21 protein-coding genes are annotated in these 19,769 nt (G+C 40.7%); 10 read left to right on the top strand and 11 right to left on the bottom strand.

What is annotated here, in order from left to right:
* Positions 1-180 precede the first annotated feature (180 nt).
* Entirely contained in the window at positions 181-648 is a 468-nt protein-coding gene (bcp, locus tag BFU02S_RS09120) for a thioredoxin-dependent thiol peroxidase (protein WP_066369481.1), read from the bottom strand.
* 84 nt (positions 649-732) lie between these two features.
* Entirely contained in the window at positions 733-1,125 is a 393-nt protein-coding gene (locus tag BFU02S_RS09115; RefSeq protein ID WP_066369479.1) for an ion channel, read from the bottom strand.
* A gap of 109 nt (positions 1,126-1,234) precedes the next feature.
* On the opposite strand from BFU02S_RS09115, the gene BFU02S_RS09110 reads away from it, so the two are divergent.
* The 3 genes from BFU02S_RS09110 to BFU02S_RS09100 all read left to right on the top strand — a co-directional run bounded on the left by BFU02S_RS09110 (position 1,235) and on the right by BFU02S_RS09100 (position 8,565).
* Positions 1,235-2,521 carry a glutamate-1-semialdehyde 2,1-aminomutase gene (locus BFU02S_RS09110; protein ID WP_157075887.1) on the top strand — a complete coding sequence of 429 codons (1,287 nt, stop codon included), beginning with the start codon at positions 1,235-1,237 and terminating at the stop codon, positions 2,519-2,521.
* Positions 2,522-2,825: 304 nt separating this feature from the next.
* Positions 2,826-7,295, top strand: a complete 4,470-nt coding sequence (locus tag BFU02S_RS09105; protein WP_066369484.1) for a glutamate synthase-related protein — start codon at positions 2,826-2,828, stop codon at positions 7,293-7,295.
* A 190-nt stretch (positions 7,296-7,485) separates the two neighbouring features.
* Positions 7,486-8,565 carry an FUSC family protein gene (locus tag BFU02S_RS09100; protein ID WP_066369476.1) on the top strand — a complete coding sequence of 360 codons (1,080 nt, stop codon included), beginning with the start codon at positions 7,486-7,488 and terminating at the stop codon, positions 8,563-8,565.
* Between the two features lie 94 nt (positions 8,566-8,659).
* Here the strand turns inward: BFU02S_RS09100 and ntdP are convergent, their stop codons facing one another.
* The 4 genes from ntdP to fabL form a co-directional block, all read right to left on the bottom strand.
* Positions 8,660-9,190: a nucleoside tri-diphosphate phosphatase gene (gene ntdP, locus BFU02S_RS09095; protein ID WP_066369473.1), complete on the bottom strand. Its 531-nt coding sequence runs from the start codon at positions 9,188-9,190 to the stop codon at positions 8,660-8,662.
* 157 nt (positions 9,191-9,347) lie between these two features.
* The gene (locus tag BFU02S_RS09090) at positions 9,348-9,605 is read right to left on the bottom strand and encodes a YgaB family protein (protein WP_066369470.1); all 258 of its coding nucleotides are present in this window, start codon (positions 9,603-9,605) and stop codon (positions 9,348-9,350) included.
* Positions 9,606-9,746: 141 nt separating this feature from the next.
* Positions 9,747-10,172, bottom strand: coding sequence for a gamma-type small acid-soluble spore protein (locus tag BFU02S_RS09085; RefSeq protein WP_066369469.1), 426 nt, complete (start codon positions 10,170-10,172; stop codon positions 9,747-9,749).
* Between the two features lie 63 nt (positions 10,173-10,235).
* Positions 10,236-10,985 (bottom strand): enoyl-[acyl-carrier-protein] reductase FabL, encoded by a 750-nt coding sequence (fabL, locus tag BFU02S_RS09080; RefSeq protein WP_066369468.1) that lies wholly within the window; start codon positions 10,983-10,985, stop codon positions 10,236-10,238.
* 118 nt (positions 10,986-11,103) lie between these two features.
* Here fabL and yfhS point away from each other — a divergent pair, with 118 nt between their 5' ends.
* The 3 genes from yfhS to BFU02S_RS09060 all read left to right on the top strand — a co-directional run bounded on the left by yfhS (position 11,104) and on the right by BFU02S_RS09060 (position 12,985).
* Positions 11,104-11,289, top strand: coding sequence for a mother cell protein YfhS (gene yfhS / locus BFU02S_RS09075; RefSeq protein ID WP_066369467.1), 186 nt, complete (start codon positions 11,104-11,106; stop codon positions 11,287-11,289).
* A gap of 663 nt (positions 11,290-11,952) precedes the next feature.
* Positions 11,953-12,288: a DUF3231 family protein gene (locus tag BFU02S_RS09065; protein WP_169797584.1), complete on the top strand. Its 336-nt coding sequence runs from the start codon at positions 11,953-11,955 to the stop codon at positions 12,286-12,288.
* 4 nt (positions 12,289-12,292) lie between these two features.
* On the top strand, positions 12,293-12,985 hold the full coding sequence (locus tag BFU02S_RS09060) for a DUF3231 family protein (protein WP_169797583.1): 693 nt from the start codon (positions 12,293-12,295) through the stop codon (positions 12,983-12,985).
* Between the two features lie 8 nt (positions 12,986-12,993).
* Here the strand turns inward: BFU02S_RS09060 and BFU02S_RS09055 are convergent, their stop codons facing one another.
* Together BFU02S_RS09055 and mutY are read right to left on the bottom strand one after the other, a co-directional pair.
* A complete protein-coding gene (locus tag BFU02S_RS09055; RefSeq protein WP_066369457.1) occupies positions 12,994-14,835 on the bottom strand; it encodes a PAS domain S-box protein in 1,842 nt (613 codons plus the stop codon).
* A gap of 230 nt (positions 14,836-15,065) precedes the next feature.
* Entirely contained in the window at positions 15,066-16,163 is a 1,098-nt protein-coding gene (gene mutY, locus BFU02S_RS09050; RefSeq protein WP_066369456.1) for an A/G-specific adenine glycosylase, read from the bottom strand.
* A 120-nt stretch (positions 16,164-16,283) separates the two neighbouring features.
* On the opposite strand from mutY, the gene BFU02S_RS09045 reads away from it, so the two are divergent.
* On the top strand, positions 16,284-17,264 hold the full coding sequence (locus tag BFU02S_RS09045) for a metal-dependent hydrolase (protein WP_066369453.1): 981 nt from the start codon (positions 16,284-16,286) through the stop codon (positions 17,262-17,264).
* A 48-nt stretch (positions 17,265-17,312) separates the two neighbouring features.
* Here BFU02S_RS09045 and BFU02S_RS09040 read toward each other — a convergent pair whose 3' ends face one another.
* On the bottom strand, positions 17,313-17,582 hold the full coding sequence (locus BFU02S_RS09040) for a YfhJ family protein (RefSeq protein ID WP_066369451.1): 270 nt from the start codon (positions 17,580-17,582) through the stop codon (positions 17,313-17,315).
* 134 nt (positions 17,583-17,716) lie between these two features.
* Between BFU02S_RS09040 and BFU02S_RS09035 the strand changes: the two genes are divergently transcribed.
* Positions 17,717-17,893, top strand: coding sequence for a small, acid-soluble spore protein K (locus BFU02S_RS09035; RefSeq protein WP_066369449.1), 177 nt, complete (start codon positions 17,717-17,719; stop codon positions 17,891-17,893).
* A 30-nt stretch (positions 17,894-17,923) separates the two neighbouring features.
* On the opposite strand, the gene BFU02S_RS09030 is transcribed toward BFU02S_RS09035, so the two are convergent.
* Positions 17,924-18,247, bottom strand: coding sequence for a YfhH family protein (locus BFU02S_RS09030; RefSeq protein ID WP_066369441.1), 324 nt, complete (start codon positions 18,245-18,247; stop codon positions 17,924-17,926).
* A gap of 179 nt (positions 18,248-18,426) precedes the next feature.
* Positions 18,427-19,239, bottom strand: a complete 813-nt coding sequence (gene recX, locus BFU02S_RS09025; RefSeq protein ID WP_066369430.1) for a recombination regulator RecX — start codon at positions 19,237-19,239, stop codon at positions 18,427-18,429.
* Between the two features lie 105 nt (positions 19,240-19,344).
* Here recX and BFU02S_RS16355 point away from each other — a divergent pair, with 105 nt between their 5' ends.
* Together BFU02S_RS16355 and BFU02S_RS09020 are read left to right on the top strand one after the other, a co-directional pair.
* Entirely contained in the window at positions 19,345-19,476 is a 132-nt protein-coding gene (locus BFU02S_RS16355) for a YfhE family protein (protein WP_084361045.1), read from the top strand.
* Between the two features lie 94 nt (positions 19,477-19,570).
* Positions 19,571-19,756 (top strand): YfhD family protein, encoded by a 186-nt coding sequence (locus BFU02S_RS09020; RefSeq protein WP_066369422.1) that lies wholly within the window; start codon positions 19,571-19,573, stop codon positions 19,754-19,756.
* The last annotated feature ends 13 nt before the right edge of the window (positions 19,757-19,769 follow it).

Here is a 19,769-nt window from a genome sequence, read left to right as displayed (position 1 = left end):
CCCGACTTGTTTCCCCTGTTTCAAGTTCCAATTATCTCGCTAAAGTACCCTTATACAAAAAAAAGGTCCAACAACTGGACCAAAAATTTTATCTGAGGAGGTATGCCCTAATATAATGTATTCAACTCGGTATCCATTGCATGGACAAATGCCTTTAACCTGCGAAAATAGGCTGAAAATTTACAGATTTTCACGAATATAGTTCAAGGCTTCCTCTACATGTCCTTTGACCTGGACTTTTCTCCATTCTTTAACGATTCTTCCTTCTTTATCGATAATAAAGGTCGATCTTTCAATTCCCATGTATTCTTTACCGAAATTTTTCTTTAGTTTCCAAACACCGTAGCTTTTAGCGATCTTATGATCTGTGTCAGCCAGCAATAGAAACGGAAGACCGTACTTTTCAACAAATTTCTGATGGCGTTCTACTGGGTCAGGGCTTATACCTAAGATCACGGCATTCAACTCTGAAAAATTCTCGAAACGATCTCTGAAATCGCAAGCTTCCGTCGTACATCCAGGAGTCATATCCTTTGGATAAAAATAAAGTACAACATTTTTCCCTTTTAAGTCTGATAAGGTTACTTTTTCACCTGTATGTGCCTCTAATGTAAAATCAGGTGCCTGCATTCCTATTTCAATTGTCATCGTTAATCCCCACCTTACAGTTTATACTTATTTATAGCTTAACCAAAGTTTCACCGCAGCACAAATTCCCTGCACGTTCCGAGATTATTTTTTCCGCCTGAAAACTACATTCGCAACAAATGCCGCCGGCAGTGTATAGCCAATTAACGCTTCCGTAACAGCAATAAACCTGCCGATTCCAACTGGAATGACATCGCCATTGCCAACGGAAAACAACATCATGGCGCTGAAATAAAAACTTGTTTCAAACATATTATGCAGATGATTCTTATTTACTTCGACAAGAATCGTCATCCCCATTAAGTAAAAGATCGCATAAATAAGTCCATACCCCAGAATGACCGTCAAATAGACATTTCCCAAATATAAGAAGTTATCAATTGATACCAATTTTCCTTTTACTGTGTTCGGTAAAAATAAAGTTCTAAGGCTCATAAAAATACAAAAAATGACGATTGGCAGCAAAAAATAATACATTCAAACCACCTCAAATTTATTTTTATGCTTGTGTGGACAAAAACATTTCAGGGCTTAAGAATAAAAACGTGCTAAAATAAGAAATGACATATTTAAAGGGGGAAACATCATGCAATTTGCGAATTCCGAACGATTACATAAGGAAGCTTTGGAACATATTGTCGGAGGGGTAAACAGCCCTTCCCGCTCTTATAAAGCAGTCGGCGGGGGTTCTCCAGTTGTGATGGAGCGCGCTCAAGGGGCCTACTTCTGGGATGTGGACGGCAACCAATACATTGACTATCTTGCCGCATACGGACCGATTATTACCGGGCATGCTCATCCGCATATTACGGAAGCGATCAAACGGGCAGCCGAAACCGGTGTGCTGTACGGGACACCGACACCGCATGAAGTAAAATTTGCGAAAATGCTAAAGGAAGCCATTCCATCATTGGATAAAGTCCGCTTTGTCAACTCCGGTACTGAAGCGGTCATGACGACCATCCGTGTCGCCCGCGCCTTTACCGGACGTGATAAAATTATTAAATTTGCCGGCTGCTACCACGGCCATTCCGACCTTGTCCTAGTTGCCGCAGGATCCGGTCCTTCAACGCTTGGTACACCGGATTCGGCAGGAGTCCCAAAATCAATTGCCCAAGAAGTAATTACCGTGCCGTTTAACGAGATTGCTCCATTTAAAGAAGCATTGGAAAAATGGGGTCCTGAAGTGGCAGCGGTTCTGGTTGAACCAATTGTTGGAAACTTTGGGATTGTAGAGCCGAAACCCGGTTTTCTTGAACAAGTAAACGAACTGACCCATGCTGCAGGCGCACTTATCATATATGATGAGGTCATCACTGCTTTCCGCTTTATGTATGGCGGTGCCCAAGATCTGCTTGGCATTAAGCCGGATTTAACCGCGATGGGAAAAATCATCGGCGGCGGTCTGCCGATTGGCGCTTATGGCGGCCGTAAAGACATTATGGAAAAGGTTGCACCGCTCGGCCCTGCTTATCAGGCGGGAACAATGGCCGGAAATCCGGCGTCTATCTTGGCAGGTATCGCTTGTTTAGAAGTATTAAAACAGCCTGGCATATATGAATATTTAGACCATTTAGGCGCGATGCTCGAAGAAGGAATTTTAGCAGCAGCAAAAGAATTCGGCGTCCAAATTTCGATTAACCGTTTAAAAGGAGCTCTGACTGTCTATTTTACGAATGAAAAAGTTGAAAACTATGAGCAGGCGCAAAACACAGATGGTGATCGTTTCGCTAAATTCTTCAAACTGATGCTCCATCAAGGGATCAACCTAGCGCCTTCAAAATATGAAGCATGGTTTTTAACCATCGCCCATACAGAAGAAGATGTTGAAGCAACCCTACATGCCGTAAGAAACGCATTTTCTTCTCTTTAAAAACGAATAAGTATACAAATTTTATGCAAACTCGGGAGTGATGATCACTCCCTTTTATTTTTGCAACCCTATTGAAAACGGTTACAGTAATGTTCTCCACTCCTTTGCGGCCAATTTTTTTATCCAAATTTCTGCATATTTATTTGATATCTGAAAATTCATATGATATTATTGATTTATATTTTTTGATTTCTTCTCTTTAATCAAAAACCTCATTAAAGTATTTCTTATCGTACACAGTATTCTAATAGTTTTATAGGAGGTGAAGCGGCTTCCAAGGTTGACTGAAGAAGCCCAACAAAACATGACGAAAAACTGGACCCCTTCCTTTTTTAAAGACTTCCATAAACAGGAACATGATGCTTGCGGAATTGTTGCCTGCCTTGAAAAATCGAAAGTCCCAACGAGAAAAAATATCTTTAGCTGCATTAACGCCCTTGTAACGATGAACCATCGAGCAGGTTTTATTAATGGTGAGGGAGACGGCGTAGGGATCCACATGGATATCCCAAGAGAGCTTTGGAAAGAAAAACTAAGCCAAAAAGGGCTTGACCCTAATCTTGCGGAAAAAGAAGAATTTGCTGTCGGCCATATATTTATCAGCCAAAAAGCAGACTGGGAAACTACTAAACAAGAATTATTAGAAAAGCTCGAGAAATTTTCACTAAACGTAGTATTTGAAACAAACGATGTGACAGACCCCTCCGCTCTTGGTCCTATTGCCATTCAAGAAAATCCGGTCTTTTGGCAGTTTGCCGTTGTTTCAGACAAGAAAGATCAAGAATTAACGAAAATTCTGTTCGAAGCGTTAGTCAATTTTGAAACAAATGATAATGTTCATGTTGCTTCCTTAAGCCAACATCATGTCGTGTATAAAGTAATGGGTGCTGGAGACATTCTGCCAAGGTATTATCAAGACCTAGCCAGCCCGCTCGTAGCTTCCACCATTACCCTTGGTCATAACCGCTATTCCACCAATACGCTTTCAAGCTTTTTCAGGGTACAGCCATTTAGCGTACTGGGACATAACGGGGAAATCAATACCATTGCCAAACTGCGCGATGAAGCAAAAATGATCGGTGTTCCACTCGTTAAAGACGGCAGTGATTCACAGGATTTAAGCCGGACGATTGAAACATTAATCTGCCGGGAAGGCTACTCCTTATTTGAAGCGATGGATGTCCTATTCCCGCCAATCGTGAATGAAATTAAATCCTATCCAGAACACCTTCAAGATTTATACACTTATTTAAGAGAAGCATGGGGCCATTTTGCCCAGGGACCTGCCGGAATCATTTCACGTTACGGGGATGAAGCAGTATTTAGTGTCGATGCCCTTGGGCTAAGACCGGTGTGGATGCTGGAAACTGAAAGTTCCTATCTATTCTCCTCAGAACCGGGAATCATTTCCGTTAAGGAATATGTAAACGATCCAAAACCGCTGGCTCCTGGTGAAAAAGTCGGCTTTAAATGGGACGGCGACCAATTAGCTGTCTATGAACAAGACCAATACCAAAATGAAGTCTATAAGCGTCTTTCCAAGCGGCTGCAATTGGACGGCGCAAGGCTGCGCTTAAAGCCTACTGTGTTCGCCAAAACAGTTACGATGAATTATCCAGATAAAATCCAAAACGGACAGTATAAGGCGTTCGGTTGGGAACGCGATCATATTCAATTGATCGAGCAGATGGCGGAAAAAGGTGTGGAGCCGATCCGCTCCCTCGGGCATGACGCACCGCTTGCAGCCCTAAATCCAGAGAGAGTAAATATCGCCGATTATATTAAAGAAAGCGTGGCGGTCGTGACAAACCCCGCGATTGACCGTGACCGTGAAACCGAGCACTTCTCAACGCGTGTCATTATTGGCAAACGCCCTAACCTTTTCAAAAACGAACAACCGGAAACAGTGATTGAGCTGACGACACCGATTCTACTGGAAGGAAAAGCAGGTTTCCAATGCGCAGGAACCTTAGGGCAGCCAAGCTTTGACCAGGTTGTTAAGCATTATCAAGATAATAAATTGGCAGCCTTTATTTCTACTGTGTTTTATAAGGACGAAACGCTTGAGCAAGCACTTGAAAGACTGACAAATGAAGCAGTTCAGGCCGTCAAATCCGGAAAAACACTGCTTGTGATGGATGATGCAAAAGCACATCAAGAAGATTACTATTGGATTGACCCGCATCTGATTACTTCTGCCGTCGATCAAGCGCTCGTAAAGAAGGAATTAAGAAGAAACTGTTCCCTACTGGTACGTTCGGCAGCGATCCGCTCCCTGCATGACATTATTACCATTTTTGGCTTAGGTGCCGATTTAATCAGTCCATATTACATGTTCTTAACGGTTCTTGGTGAAACCACTAAACCGCTTGAAAACCTTTATAGCGCGCTGACAAAGGGACTTGAAAAAGTCATTTCAACAATCGGCATTCATGAACTGCGCGGTTACGGCCGCCTATTCTCGAGCATCGGACTGCACGACCAAATCGCGGAAGTCTTAAATATTGTGAACTTCTTCGGCTCAAATGAAATCAAAACTGATTTTGCCGCCATGAAAGAAGATTCACTGCAAAGAGCTGTCGACTACCATAATGAAAAAGAGCGCCTTGGCAAAACATTCCACCTCTTCCCGAGGATTTGGAAAGTAATCGGCGATGTAGCAGCTACAGGCGACTATAGCGCATATCGTGAAAAGATAACCGAACAGGAAGCTGAGAATCCGACAACGATTCGTCATTTATTGCAAGTAAAACAAAGCAGCAAACCTGTATCACCAGAAGACGTTGATATCCGTGTCGGGGATCATGATCTGCCATTTGTCATTTCATCAATGTCATTCGGTTCACAAAACGAAATAGCCTTCAGAGCTTACGCTGAAGGGGCTGATCGCTTGAATATGGTAAGCCTTAATGGTGAAGGCGGCGAAATTAAGGATATGCTCGGCAAATATCCGAAAACACGCGGACAGCAAATTGCTTCCGGCCGCTTTGGTGTAAATGCTGAACTGTTGAACTCATCGAATTTGTTAGAAATCAAAATCGGTCAAGGGGCAAAACCTGGCGAAGGTGGACATCTCCCTGGTTCAAAAGTAACGGCCAAAGTAGCCGCAGCTCGTAATGCTACCCTTGGCTCCGATTTGATTTCACCGTCTAACAATCATGATATTTACTCAATTGAAGATCTTGCACAAATGATTCTCGAATTAAAAACAGCAAACGATCAAGCAAAAATTGCAGTTAAAGTTCCCGTTGTTCCGAATATTGGCACGATCGCAGTCGGAATTGCCAAAGCGGGCGCCGATATTATTACGCTAAGCGGCTTTGACGGCGGAACAGGTGCTGCAAGAATCCATGCCCTGCAGCATGTCGGTCTTCCGGTTGAAATCGGCGTAAAAGCAGCCCACAATGCACTTCTCGAAAGCGGTCTGCGCCATAAAGTCGAGCTTTGGGCTGACGGGGGCATGAAGAGCGCAATGGATGTTCTTAAAGTTATGCTTCTTGGGGCAAACCGCATCGGATTTGGCACATTGGCGATGCTATCCATCGGCTGTACCACCTGTCGTGGCTGCCATTTAGATACATGTCATGTCGGTATTGCTACACAAATTGAATCAGAGGCACAGGCAAAAGAGCACGGATTAAGAAGATTTGTCCCAAGACAATTCGATAAAGCCGTACAAGGCATTATGAATCTATTCACAGCATTCGGCAATGAATTAAAAGCACTCGCTGCTTCTGCCGGAATTCAAAACCTGCAGGATGCTGTCGGCCGTTCTGACTTATTAGAGCAAATCAAAGGTCATAATCAGCTGAACCTTTGTCACTTGCTGAAGCCGCTTGAAATCAGCCAATTATCAAAATCTCAAGTGGTGAAAGAATTCTCGGAAGTTCAAATGCAAGTGGCGGCCGGTGCAGAATATCTGGATGCAAGTGTTGAACAGCTGCACACGTCAAGAGAGTTTGTCAACGTCACATCGGAACAGCGCGTGCTTGGCAGCCGGGTTTCCTGCCATCGTGTCCGCGGCCGTCTTGACGGTTCTTATAAGCAGCTGAAACCTGTTCAGCTCAAATATAAGGAAGGTTCCATCCCAGGAAACGGCTTAGGTGCTTATAACAGTGAAGGCATCGAAATTACAGTAAATGGCGGCGGCCAAGACGGTGTTGGAAAAACATCATTCGGCGGGAATATTCATGTACTGAAAGCAAAAGGGAAAAATGGAGTGTTTATTAACGGCTCAGTTGGAAAAGGCTTTGGCTATGGGGCACAAAAAGGCTTGCTTGTGGCCCAGGGCAATGCTGATGCCCGGGCCGGGATCCGTCTTTCCGGTGCAGATTTAATCATAGGCGGCCAATTGAAAAAGCCAATTCCGGAAAAAGAATATGGAAACATTGGTAACAATGCCAATATCAAAGGATTCGCCTTTGAATATATGACAAACGGCCGCGGCCTCGTGCTCGGCGACCCGGGCCCATGGATTTGTGCCGGTATGACCGGTGGTGTTGTCTACACCCGCCTGCAGCCGGAAATGGGTCTTACAAAAGAAGCGATCCAAAGACGAATCGCCAAAGGAGCAAAAGTATCTGTCATTGAACTATCCGAAAAAGGCAAACAGGATGTAAGTGAACTACTGACAACCTATTGTAATTTACTAGAAGAAAACAGTCAGGCAGAGGAAGCAAACGAACTTCGCAAACTCCTGACTAATCCGGAAAAACACTTTGCTGAAATTTCACCAGTGAAAGAACAAGCTGATCCAGCTGTCTCAACTGAATAAGATGACAAAACGTCCGTTCATTTATGCGGACGTTTTGTTTTGCTCATTTGGATTCGCAAATAAACCCCTGAATTATTTTTCAGAAAAATATAATTATACTTCAACAAAAAAATCATCATATATTTTTTCTTGATTAAATATTTTAATCCATGTATGATACTTTATTATATTTGAAAGGAATCTTTCTAAAATGAGGTTAGGCGCCCGCATTTTGAAAACGGGAATAGCAATTGTTTTATCACTATATTTAGCGAAGTTAGTTCACTCTCCATCGCCGGTTTTTGCGGCGATTGCGGCGATTTTGATTCAGCCGACTATTTACCGGTCGTATTTAACAATTATTGAACAAATTCAGGGGAACATCATTGGTGCATTATTTGCTGTCATTTTTGTTCTTCTTATTGGAAATCACTTTATTGTCATTGGCCTTGCCGCGATCGTTGTCATTATCATTAACCTAAAGTTGAAACTGGATAAAACGATTGGTCTTTCCCTTGTTACAATGATTTCAATTATGGAAACGCCAGGTGGCAATTTTATTCAATTTGCCGAAATTCGTTTTTCTACGATTATGCTGGGAGTTTTTTCAGCATTTATTGTGAATCTCGTATTTATGCCGCCAAAATATGAAAAAAAGCTTTATTTTCAAATAGCAGATACCGTCGAAGAAATTATCAGATGGCTGCGTTTAAGTATCCGGCATGATTACGATCACCATCAGCTTAAAACAGATATTCATACGTTAAAAGAAAACATTCATACAATGGAACAATTTTATTCTTTATATAAAGAAGAACGCAGTTATTTTAAAAAAGCCAAATTGGAAAAATCACGCAAGTTGGTCGTTTATCGACAAATGATTGTGACGGCAAGAAAGGCACTTGATACATTAAAAAGGCTGCACCGTTTTGAAAATGAAATGCTGCAACTTCCGGAAAATTTCAAGCAATCGGTTCAGGAACAATTGGATTGTTTCATTTATCATCACGAACAGCTGATGCTCAGGTTCATCGGAAAAGTGCCGATTCCGCCGGCAAGCAGCGAGACAGGGATTTGCTTAAATAAAAAGGAATTATTTGATTTATTTTTAGTGCATCAACGGGAATTTGTTGGTGAAAATAATCCACATTTATTTCATACGATGCAGATTGTCGCCTCCATTATTGATTACAGTGAACAAATCGAGCATCTTGATATATTGATTACCAGCTTCCATTCTTACCATCAAAATGAAGTATCGATTGAAGAGGAAAACCGAAGCGGCTCTTGATCCGCTTCGGTTTTTGTTTGTCATTTTGCCTATGTAAATTGTTCAGTTCCATAAGGAAAGCTGAGGCAATATTGGCATCGCCTTTTCTACCAAACTAACGTCTATAGGTTAAGTACCGTTCGTACCAAATATCAATAAAATCCGGGGCAAACGGTCCGCTTCGCTGTCTAATCCATTGAATCAGTTTATCGACATTGCGCTTTAAAATTTGATCAATCACATCCGGATAGTTCATTTCCCGGCGATGCCGTTCGTACTCGTCCTCATCAAGCAAATGAAATGTCATATCAGGAAACACTTTTATGTCAAGATCATAATCAATATACTTCAGTGCTTCACCGTCAAAAATAAATGGCGAACTGATATTGCAATAATAATAAATCCCGTCTTCCCGGATCATGCCAATCACATTGAACCAGTATTGCGAATGGAAATAACAAATCGCCGGCTCACGTGTAATCCATGTCCGTCCATCCGATTCTGTTACGAGAGTCCGGTCATTCCCTCCAATTACCAAGTTCTGCGATCCTTTTAATACGGTCGTTTCCTCCCAGACGCGGTGGATGTGCCCATTGTGTTTATAGCTATGTATTTGGATTGGTTCACCTTCCATGGGAACGCCCATTTTCTCCCCTACCTTCATTTTCGAACGCTTTGCAACCTACTGTATACGAACAAGGAAACAAAGAAAATTCCTATTTTCTATTATTATAACGGTTAAGAACGGAATTTAAAACAAAAGAGCCAGAATTAACCGGCTCTAGTCAAAATTTATGAATTTTTTATATAGAGTGAGTCAGGTTCATTTCCCGATAGGAATTGATGACCTCTTCTGTCTGCTTTTCAAAAATGAGTTGGATCTCTTTCAATTCTTTTCTCATTTGCTGGATTTCAGCTTGAATGCTTTCGATTTCCGTTTCATTTTTTAATGCTAATAATTCATTTTCAATCTCCTGGCAGCGTTCAAGCTCCGCCTGCAGGTTTAATAACTTTTCCATTGTAGCCATTTGTTCGGAAACTAATTGGTTAAAATGATCCATCTCCTCCACCGCCTTATTAGTAGTACGTAATATGTATTCTTGAAAAAATATAAATTTCCTTTAAGAAGTTTTGTCGAATCCTTGATAAAGAAAAGAAGGCACTCTAACTGAATAGAGTACCTTCTTTTCTAAGTATATGAATTAGCTTTGACCAAATTGGCCTTGGTTTTTGCGAGCTTGAGATTGTTGGTTTTGCTTTCTTACTTCAGCTGCATTTGTTTCGCTTGCAAATTCAGTTCCGAAAGAACCAGCTGCGCCAGCTCCTGCTCCAGCTGTTTTAGCACGGGCAGATTGAGCATTTTGCTGTCTTACTTCAGCCGCATTCGTTTCACTTGCAAATTCAGTTCCGAAAGAACCAGCTGCTGCACCAGCTCCTGCTCCAGCTGTTTTAGCACGAGCAGATTGGGCGTTTTGCTGTCTTACTTCGGCTGCATTCGTTTCACTTGCGAATTCAGTTCCGAAAGAACCAGCTGCGCCCGCAGCAGAAGATTGAGCGTTTTGTTGTCTTACTTCCTGGATGTTAGTTCCAGCAGAAGTTTTGTTTGGCTGTTGATTGAATTTAGCCATTGTTATCACCTCCACGAGTATAATGTGTCCTTGCTCGATGGAGATTATCCAGGAAAAATAGCCCTATACTAATAACGAAATTCCTCCATCCACAATAATCGTCTGGCCTCTAATCATGTTTGACTGATCAGAAATCAGGAACATAATGCTGTTTACCATGTCTTCAATTTCTACCATTCTTCCTGCAGGTGTTTTTTCTGCTGCTTCTTGAAGCAGTTCTTCACGATTTGGAAAATGTTTCAGTGCCTCAGTATCAACGGCGCCGCCGGAAACCGCATTAACAACAATATTTTTCGGTGCAAGTTCAACGGCTAAATACCGTGTCAATGCTTCTAATGCCGCTTTAGAAACACCAACAGCTGTATAGTTTTTCAAATAACGGATGGACCCGAGTGAGCTGATGCTGACAATTTTGCCCCCTCCGTTTCTTTCCATCAGCTTGGCAGCTTCCTGTGCGCAGAATAAAAGCGCCTTGCTGTTGATGTTTAATGTCCAGTCCCAATGAGATTCTTCAAGCTCCATTAAGGGTCTTTGAACACCTGAAGCTGCATTATTCACAAACACATCGAGGCGGCCAAATTGCTGTTCAATTTGGGAAAACATATCTTTTATTTTACTAACGTCACCAACATTGGCTTTGACAATGAATGCTTTTCTTCCTAACGCCTCAATTTGTTCAGCTGTTTCCAAGGCGCCTTTTTTGCTGCGGGCATAATTGATAACAATATCATATCCCTCTTGTGCCAGCCTAATAGCTGTTGCCTTGCCAATCCCGCGGCTAGAGCCGGTTACTAATGCTATCTTTTCTGTCATATATTAATTTCCTTCCTTTACTTTAGTAGTGCGTACCTATCATTTTAGCGTGAACATGAATAGAAGACAATTTATATACAACAATAAAGGCAAGAGTTTCTTTGAAAGGATGATGAAAATGTATACTGGAAGAGATATGACCGAACTTTCAATGATGTCTATTAAAGGCTGGAAAGATGAGGAACTTAAATTTTTTCATCACTCACTGCAGCAAATGGCCCCCTATTTAAATAGTGAAGGACAGACGATCCATCGGGAAATCATTGAGGAAATTAAATATAGAGGTGGAATGAGTAAACTGTAGGAAGAAGAATCTGGATAGAGTAAAAATTTAGAACGTGGTGAGGGACAGATTTATTAGGGACTTTTTATCTATCTAATGAAGAAGGTCTTCCCCAACACACGCAACATGTTTGTCCTTCATTCACCTGATGAAGGACTGTTTTCTTGCCGGCGCCATCTGGGTTTGTCCTTCATTCATCCAATGAAAGACTATTTTCTTCCGGTGCAGCTCGGGTTTGTCCTTCATTCACCTAATGAAGGACTGTTTTCTTGCCGGTGCCATCTGGGTTTGTCTTTCATTCACCCGATGAAGGACCGTTTTCTTGCGGCGCCATCCGGGTTTGTCCTTCATTCACCCAATGAAAGACTATTTTCTTCCGGTGCAGCTCGGGTTTGTCCTTCATTCACCCGATGAAGGACTGTTTTCTTGCCGGCGCCATCCGGGTTTGTCCTTCATTCACCCAATGAAAGACTATTTTCTTCCGTGCAGCTCGGGTTTGTCCTTCATTCACCTGATGAAGGACTGTTTTCTTGCCGCGTGATCCCGGTTTGTCCTTCATTTACATGTTGAAGGAGTTTTAACCCTTTTTTAATTTTTTTCAGATAACCTTTAAGGCGATCCATCATGAAAACAGCAGGAATGTACATAATAAAAATGTATTTTGCATTTGGAGGAATAAAGCAAATGACTACAAACAGTTCTTACGAGTCATCAGTGCCGCATCAAGTAAGGCTTACTGCACCAGAGATCGCTAATATTTGGTCACAATATCAAAATGATACGATGGTGGTTTGTGTTTACAAGTATATGCTGAAAATTGTGGAGGATGTTTCGATCCGTCCCATTTTGGAATATTCTTTACAGCTGGCACAAGGCCATATAACGAAGATCAAACAATATTTCACTGAAGAAAAGTTTCCAATTCCTCGCGGTTTTACAGAAGCTGATGTCAATTTATCCGCTCCCCGTCTGTTTTCAGATGAATTATGTCTGACTTTACACTTATCTGATGAGCATTAATGGTATGATGGGATATGCTGCGGCTGTATCGACCAGTATGCGGAGGGAATTACGGGATTATTTTACACAATGTCAAAATGAAACGATGGATTTATATAATAAAACATTGGATCTGCTATTAGAAAAAGGAATTGTTTCACGGCCTCCTTTCATTTATCCTTCCGATCAAGTTGAATTTATTAAACAGCAAGGGTTTATGGAAGGTTTGCTTGGAGGAAAGAGGCCTTTAGACTGTATTGAAGTCAGTAATCTATATTGGAATCTGAAAAAAATTCAACTAAGTAAAACCATTACCATGGCATTTGCCCAGATAGCGAAATCTGATGAAGTGAAAAAGTTTTTATGGAGGGGTGTAGAAATTTATCGAAAACATATTGAAATTTTTGAAGCATTATTAACCATAAACAATCTTCCGACACCTAAATCTGAAGAAGCGGAAGTGACCAATTCCACAATTTCTCCATTTTCAGAACGGCTTATGATGTTTCATAAAGCTCTTTTTGGTTCAACAACTATTAGCTCCTATGGGACAGCAATCGCCACTTGCCATCGAAAGGATTTAGGCGTGCATTATTCAAGATTGCTCGTTGAAATGGCTAATTACATGGAAGACGGCTTTCATATTATGATTACAAACAACTGGGCAGAGCAGCCTCCATCGGCACCTGACAGGAAAGACTTAGCGATGAATAAATAAGGCTCCTGCTAAAATCCTTCGGTTACAGGCAATCTAACCTCGATGATGGTCCCATTTTCATTACTGTAAAAATGGACACTGCCATTATGATTTTCAATGATTTGCTTTGAAATCATGATCCCTAATCCGGTTCCATTTTCTTTTGTAGTAAAGAAAGGCTCTCCAATTCGTTTAAGAATAGGCTGCGGGATGCCAACGCCAATATCTTTGATCAATATACTCACCTTATGAACATCTGACCTTTTGACTTCAATGGTTACTGTTCCGCCTTCTGGCATGGCTTCAATCGCATTCTTTAAAAAATTAATAAACACTTGTTTCAACTGGCTTTTGTCACATAAAATAGTTAAATTCGGATCATCATTGACAATTTCTATTTCAATACTATTTAAGATGGCCTGCGTATCGATCAGCGTCTTTACCTCTTCAATTAATGTGCTGATGTTTTCTTTTTCTAATTTAAGGTCTTGCGGTTTGGCAAGGACTAATAACTCGGTTAGGATCGATTCAATTCGATCCATCTCTGACTTTATTATTTCCAGGTATGCGTGGTTATTCAGTTCCGCTCCTAATAGTTTTAAAAAGCCTTTGATGGCGGTGAGCGGGTTGCGTACTTCATGGGCAATTCCGGCCGCCAGCCGCCCTGCAAGCGATAGCTTCTCGGAATTTAGAATCAGTTGTTGTGTTTTTTTCTTCTCTGTTATATCTCGAACAATAATATGGAGGGCTGTCTTCTCTTGAAAATGAATTGGAATTGCTTTAATCTCTGCCTCCATAATCGTTCCATCCAATAAAACAAGTTTATAAAATGCAAATTCAGAGGGTCCACCGTTTATGATTTCTTTTAGTCTTTTTTCGGCAAGTGGAAGATAATCAGGGTGGATGAAATCGAATAAAGATTTTGAAATGATGTCTTCACGTTTTGCAGCTCCAACCAAGTTTACCCCTGTTTCATTAATAAAAATAATTTCGTAATCTTTAGCGATTATGACAGCATCAGGCGAATGTTCAATTAAAGAAAAGAATGCATTTCTGCCATTCCAAAGCTCTTCTTCCACTTTTACCCGTTCCGTAATATCTCGGATGACGCTTACTACTTCCATAATATTTCCATCATCCATAATTGGTTTACAAAGCGACTCCATCCATATGTAATTTCCGTCTTTTTTCAAGAATCGATAGGAACCTCTGGTGGATTCAAGCCGAGTTAAAAGATGCTCCCGATCTGAAAAGAACTTCTCTTTATCCTCACGATGAAGTAACATCGAAATATGCTGCCCGTTTAGCTCTTCGGGTGTAAAGCCGAGAATAGACTTGCATGACGGTGAAGTGTACAATATATTCCCGATAAAATTGGTGCTTAAGATAATATCCGAAACATTTTCTGTAAATATGCAATGGTAATTTTCAATTTTCCTTACTTCTGCTTTTTTCCTTTTTAATTCGGTAATATCTTTGGCAACAGAAAAAATACCAATGATTTCATTTTCTACACTGATTGGAATATTCATTATATTTAAATCAATCATTTGTCCATTTCTGTCTCTCATGAAACAATCAAAGTTTTGAAACTGCCCCAATGAAGCTTTATAAAAATAATGGTAAACCCTTTCCAAACATTCTAAAGGGAAAAGTGATTGGAGTTTTAATTGCAAAACTTCCTTGGAATTATATTTCGAAAGATTGATAAATGCTTGGTTCACTTTCACAATTTGACCATTTAAATCGATGAACATAATGGCATCTTGGTTTTCATGAAACAATGTTTCATTGCCATTCAAATATTCTTCTATGTACTTTTTCAATAATTGACTTTTTTCATATTTAAGTTCTTCAACAGGACTGGCCATATCCTTCTTTCCTTTCCCATCTTGAGATCGCTACACAAAAAGCCAAGACTTGAAAAGTTCATCTTGGCTTGTGCTAATGCATAATGTTAGATTTAAGTGAACCGATATACCTATTTAAAGGTCCAATATAGTTTTTATTAAATAAAAAGAAATCTTAATTTTATTTTAAGTTGCTTTAAGAAAGTTTTCAATTGATTTTTCCTATTTTCCTAAAACGTATTTTGGCAAATTTATTCTTTTTTCTCTAAGTATAACTGAAACATTTTTTGATATGGAACCGGAAAAGCATACTCTTTGATTTCTTCAAATGAAACAAGTTTCCATTCTTCGGTTTCTTGTATCTCTGTTATGATTGTTCCAGTATACACTTTTATATTCCAGACAAGGTGGGAAAAAACATGTTCAATTTGCCCGATTGCTTTTTCCAATCGAATTTGTAAACCGAGATTTTGCTGATATAATTCCTCCAGTTTGTACCGCCCATGGTCAACTTTATGAAGAATTTCCACATTCGGGAATTCCCATAGGTTTGCGAGAAGACCGGTTGGGGAACGTTTATGAATTAACATTTTCCCTGTATGATTCAAAGCAAGAACAGCTGCCAGTTCCACATGACGAGTTTTCGTTTTTTTCGATTTAATGGGCAGTTGATTCTGAACTCCCTCTTCAAAAGCTTGACAGTAGTCGCGAACTGGGCATAATAGGCACGAAGGGGAAGCCGGCGTACAAATTAACGCGCCCAGTTCCATTAAGGCCTGATTAAATGAAGATGGATCTTCATGAGAGATCAGCTCGCGAACCGCTTGTTCAAAGATCTTCCTTGACGCGTGCCTTGCAATATCCTCCCAAATGGACAAAATTCGCGAGATGACACGCATCACATTACCATCGACCGCCGGTTCCGGAATCCCGTAAGCGATGCTTAAAACAGCACCAGCAGTATAGGGACCGACTCCCTTAAGGCTTGAAATCTCTTTAGGAGAATTCGGTACCACACCATTATATTTTTCCTTTACTTCTCTAACTGCCGATTGTAAATTCCGAACCCGGGAATAATATCCTAGACCTTCCCATGCTTTAAGAATTTGATCTTCTTCTGCCTCTGCTAAATCATCTAAGGTTGGGAACCATTCCATAAACCTGTTAAAATAAGGAATAACAGTATCTACTCTCGTTTGCTGCAACATGACTTCTGACACCCATATTTTATAAGGATCTCTGTCTTTTCTCCATGGCAGATCACGCTGCTCGCGTTTAAACCAGGAAATTAAATCATGTTGAAAGGCGTTTATATTGATTTTTTCGATATTTTTTAGTTCAATTAACATAATCTTTCGTCCTCCAGAAGTAAACAACCGTAAATAAGGGAATATAATAAAAAGCAATAGGTTTACGATAATTCAATTGATTCATTTTGACAAGAATAGATTAAAGGAGGATTTTTCCTGTTGGATACTGGAACTCATGTTGTAATGGGGATCGCTCTTGGCGGTTTGGCAACGCTCGATCCAGTGGTCGCGTCAAGCCATGCCAGCGAAGTTAGTGTATTAATTGGTACGATTGCCGGATCGCAAATTCCGGATATTGATACGGTTTTAAAACTAAAGAATAACGCCATTTATATTCGCAATCATCGGGGAGTGACGCACTCTATTCCTGCTGTCATCTTTTGGCCTATCCTTCTTACGGGCTTGATTTATCCCTTTTTTCCTGGTGCCAGCCTCTTCCATTTATGGGCCTGGACATTTGCAGCCGTCTTTATCCATGTATTTGTTGATATTTTTAATGCTTACGGTACGCAAGCCTTAAGACCGTTTTCAACCAAATGGATTGCCCTTGGGTGGATCAATACATTTGACCCATTTATTTTTATCATTCATGTTCTTGGGATCGCCATCTGGCTTTTAGGAGCACAGCCGGGGTATACTTTTTTGCTTATGTATTTAGTTGTGATTGCCTACTATTTCATTCGGTTTAAGGCAAGGCAAAGGGTTTTAACCGAAGTAAAAAAAATCATTCCCGATGCCGCGGAAATTATTATTGCCCCAACGATGAAATTTCATCGCTGGCGAATTGCTGCGATGAATGAAACGCAATTCTTTGTCGGAAGGGCCATGAAGGATCGAGTGGAAATTTTGGACCGGTTTATTAGGGTGCCTGTTCCGGAAACACCCGTGATTAAAGCAGCGAAAAAGGACAAAAACCTATCTGCCTTTCTTTCTTTTTCACCCGTCTATCGCTGGGAAGTCGATGAATACGATGATTTTTACGAGGTCCGATTTATTGATTTGCGTTACCGCAGCAATGGCCACTATCCATTCGTTGCTGTTGTGCGGTTAGATAAAAATTTAAAACCAATCAGCTCGTATACCGGCTGGGTGTACAGTGAGAAAAAACTACGAAAGAAATTAAGCATTATTCCGAATTAAAAGCGGTGACTTAAGTCGCCGCTTTTGGTGTTAATCGGTCAATTTATTTTAATGCAAAGTATATTTTGCCTGATCCAAATACTGCTTATATTTGGGGTTTGCTTCGGCAAATTCGTGCAGGGTTTCCCCGTAATTTTCAATCCATTGTCTGACTACTTTTTCAGTTATTTCACTGCCTTGGTATTCCCGCCCTGCTTTTGCATATGTCGTTTCAAAATCTTCCCATAGAAGTTCAACTAATGTCCGGGCTTGGTAATAGGAGATATGATCATTTTTTTCCAGCAACCGCTTTGTTAGTCTTTCATGGTAATCTTTCAAAATGTACACCTCATTGCCATTTTTTTAAATCATAAGCATATGTAAAAGCGCCAATACTAACATCACGTGATGAGCATTGCCGCAAAATGTCTTTGCTTTTCACGCTTTCTCATTCCCTTTTTTGGAGGTATCACATGAGAAACAAAGCACGTAATTTTCCAAACCAGAACAACAATAAGCTAGAGGGAGAACCTCGGGCTAAAGCTGAATATGCTTCAAGAAGAGCCAATGGTACCATCAATACCCACCCTCAGGAGAGGATGCGCGCCTCTGGTCAGCGTGACGATGAGTCACCACAGGTTTGGAAATAACTTCGAGCGCCCGGTTTTGTGCCGGGCGTTTTATTTCAGTCGTTTTAACATAGAGATCGGCAATGCTTCTTCTTTTCCATCCCCTTTAGTCCGATAGCCCCAGGCAAATACACCGTTCAAATATTCAATTTTGAAATATTCGCCTGGCGCCCCTTCAATCTCATAAATTTCTCCCGGTTTATATTCTTCCGGATTGGCGAGATAGGCACGGGCCATTTGTACTTTTCTTTCCAGTACCGCAAACTCGTTCACCATTCCCAATTGCTCCGCTTTCCTCGCTTTTTCCTGCAGCCCGGCGATTTCTTGCCGTAATTCATGTTCCGTCATCTGGCTGTATCGTTTTTCTTGCTGCATTACATTCACTCCTACACTTCTCTTTATTTTAGTATAGTGACTTTTGCTCAATTAATAAAGTAATATATATGAGAGGGATGGTATCATTTTTCTGCCCTTTTTACCGTCAGAAGAAATCCCCTTACAGATGATTCTTTCTATATAACGTGTTCCTGTTCCAATTGCTATAACCAGTATTCTCACTCTTTATTTTCTTTTTCTCCAAGATATCTTTCAATCAAATCAATGGAAAATCCTTTTCGGTATAATGCCTGTTTCATTCTTTGCTCATACTCAAATCCATCATATTTGTAAAATTTATGCTGTAGTTTTGCCCCTTGAAATCGGATGGCTTCGAGTTCGGCTTCGTCTTCTTTTTCTCCTTCATGTTCTTGTATGACAAGTTGAATGTCTTCGTAAGAATAGCCTTTTCTCAGCAGCAATTGTTCAAGCTTCTGCTTTTGAACTTTCCATGATTCTTTTGTTGTTTTATGAAGGAACTTGCTCGTGATTTTACTTGCTTTTTCAATCTGCTGCTCACGAGGATATTCATTAAGCGCCTCGCCCGTGATCTCCGCAGAAATTCCTTTTTCCTTCAATTCACGGCTAATGACATCCGGGCCTTTATCCGTTGTGTTTATCTGGGTCCGGACAAATGCAAAAGCAAATTCTTTATCATTGAGATAGTTTTGTTCGGCTAATTTATGAATGACTTCATCGATGATTGATTCATCAGCTTCTTTTTGTTTCAGATAATTCCTAATTTCTTTTTCAGACCTCATTCGTCTAGCCAGGTACTGAACCGCTGCGTTATAGGTTTTGCGGATGTCGTCGTGATACTGGATTTCCATTAAAGAAAAATCATCAAGCTCCATGCCTTTTTTTAGCTGATATTTAATCAATGTATCACTATCGACACTGAAGGCAAACCTTTCACCTGAGCCGTCATCCGTAAAAATGTTGAAACGCTCTGTGTTTTTCGTCTGAGTGGTGATTTTTGTAATAATGGCCAATTCTCTCACCTCCCTATTACTTTACCATAAATGAATGTATTATTTAGGTTTTAAAAGGCAAAAATGGATGTGAATACATATATAAGGACGAAAGGAATGAGGATCATGGGTGATCGGAAAAAAGACAGGAATCGGGGAAAATATTCATTAACGAGTGCACAAGAGGTGGCATACCAGCGGGATTTTAAAATGGCTGACCGTGCAGCCGGTTACCACGACAGAAAAACAAAGCTCTAAACTAATATTTCCATTCATGCCCCCTATTCCATTTGCGAATGCTAGTAATGAGCGGGTTTTCGCTCGATGCTTAAATGGAAAGGGGTTTTTCTGTATGGGTCGTTCACATGGACATAAAACTCGTGATAAAAATAAAGCTTCTCTTCCGCAAGTACCGAAAAACATGAAATCAGATGGTATTGACGTAGAATTCTCAAAAGAAATGGCAGATGGAGCTGATTTGGAAGCAATGGCCCGTGCAAATGCCGCCAATCAGCGGGTTAAAAATCGCAATCGATAAACAAAAGGAGCTG

It is taken from the genome of Neobacillus fumarioli NBRC 102428 (assembly GCF_001591485.1).
GTDB lineage: Bacteria > Bacillota > Bacilli > Bacillales > Cytobacillaceae > Neobacillus > Neobacillus fumarioli.
The sequence above is the reverse complement of the archived record's forward strand: the minus strand, read 5'-3'. Positions and strand labels throughout refer to the sequence as shown.

Excerpts from the sequence above, each read along its gene's own strand:
- bcp (WP_066369481.1), bottom strand. The coding sequence starts at position 648 with ATGACAATTGAAATAGGAATGCAGGCACCTGATTTTACATTAGAGGCA.
- BFU02S_RS09115 (WP_066369479.1), bottom strand. The coding sequence starts at position 1,125 with ATGTATTATTTTTTGCTGCCAATCGTCATTTTTTGTATTTTTATGAGC.
- BFU02S_RS09110 (WP_157075887.1), top strand. The coding sequence starts at position 1,235 with ATGCAATTTGCGAATTCCGAACGATTACATAAGGAAGCTTTGGAACAT.
- BFU02S_RS09105 (WP_066369484.1), top strand. The coding sequence starts at position 2,826 with ATGACGAAAAACTGGACCCCTTCCTTTTTTAAAGACTTCCATAAACAG.
- BFU02S_RS09100 (WP_066369476.1), top strand. The coding sequence starts at position 7,486 with ATGAGGTTAGGCGCCCGCATTTTGAAAACGGGAATAGCAATTGTTTTA.
- ntdP (WP_066369473.1), bottom strand. The coding sequence starts at position 9,190 with ATGGGCGTTCCCATGGAAGGTGAACCAATCCAAATACATAGCTATAAA.
- BFU02S_RS09090 (WP_066369470.1), bottom strand. The coding sequence starts at position 9,605 with ATGGATCATTTTAACCAATTAGTTTCCGAACAAATGGCTACAATGGAA.
- BFU02S_RS09085 (WP_066369469.1), bottom strand. The coding sequence starts at position 10,172 with ATGGCTAAATTCAATCAACAGCCAAACAAAACTTCTGCTGGAACTAAC.
- fabL (WP_066369468.1), bottom strand. The coding sequence starts at position 10,985 with ATGACAGAAAAGATAGCATTAGTAACCGGCTCTAGCCGCGGGATTGGC.
- yfhS (WP_066369467.1), top strand. The coding sequence starts at position 11,104 with ATGTATACTGGAAGAGATATGACCGAACTTTCAATGATGTCTATTAAA.
- BFU02S_RS09065 (WP_169797584.1), top strand. The coding sequence starts at position 11,953 with ATGACTACAAACAGTTCTTACGAGTCATCAGTGCCGCATCAAGTAAGG.
- BFU02S_RS09060 (WP_169797583.1), top strand. The coding sequence starts at position 12,293 with ATGATGGGATATGCTGCGGCTGTATCGACCAGTATGCGGAGGGAATTA.
- BFU02S_RS09055 (WP_066369457.1), bottom strand. The coding sequence starts at position 14,835 with ATGGCCAGTCCTGTTGAAGAACTTAAATATGAAAAAAGTCAATTATTG.
- mutY (WP_066369456.1), bottom strand. The coding sequence starts at position 16,163 with ATGTTAATTGAACTAAAAAATATCGAAAAAATCAATATAAACGCCTTT.
- BFU02S_RS09035 (WP_066369449.1), top strand. The coding sequence starts at position 17,717 with ATGAGAAACAAAGCACGTAATTTTCCAAACCAGAACAACAATAAGCTA.
- BFU02S_RS09030 (WP_066369441.1), bottom strand. The coding sequence starts at position 18,247 with ATGCAGCAAGAAAAACGATACAGCCAGATGACGGAACATGAATTACGG.
- BFU02S_RS16355 (WP_084361045.1), top strand. The coding sequence starts at position 19,345 with ATGGGTGATCGGAAAAAAGACAGGAATCGGGGAAAATATTCATTAACG.
- BFU02S_RS09020 (WP_066369422.1), top strand. The coding sequence starts at position 19,571 with ATGGGTCGTTCACATGGACATAAAACTCGTGATAAAAATAAAGCTTCT.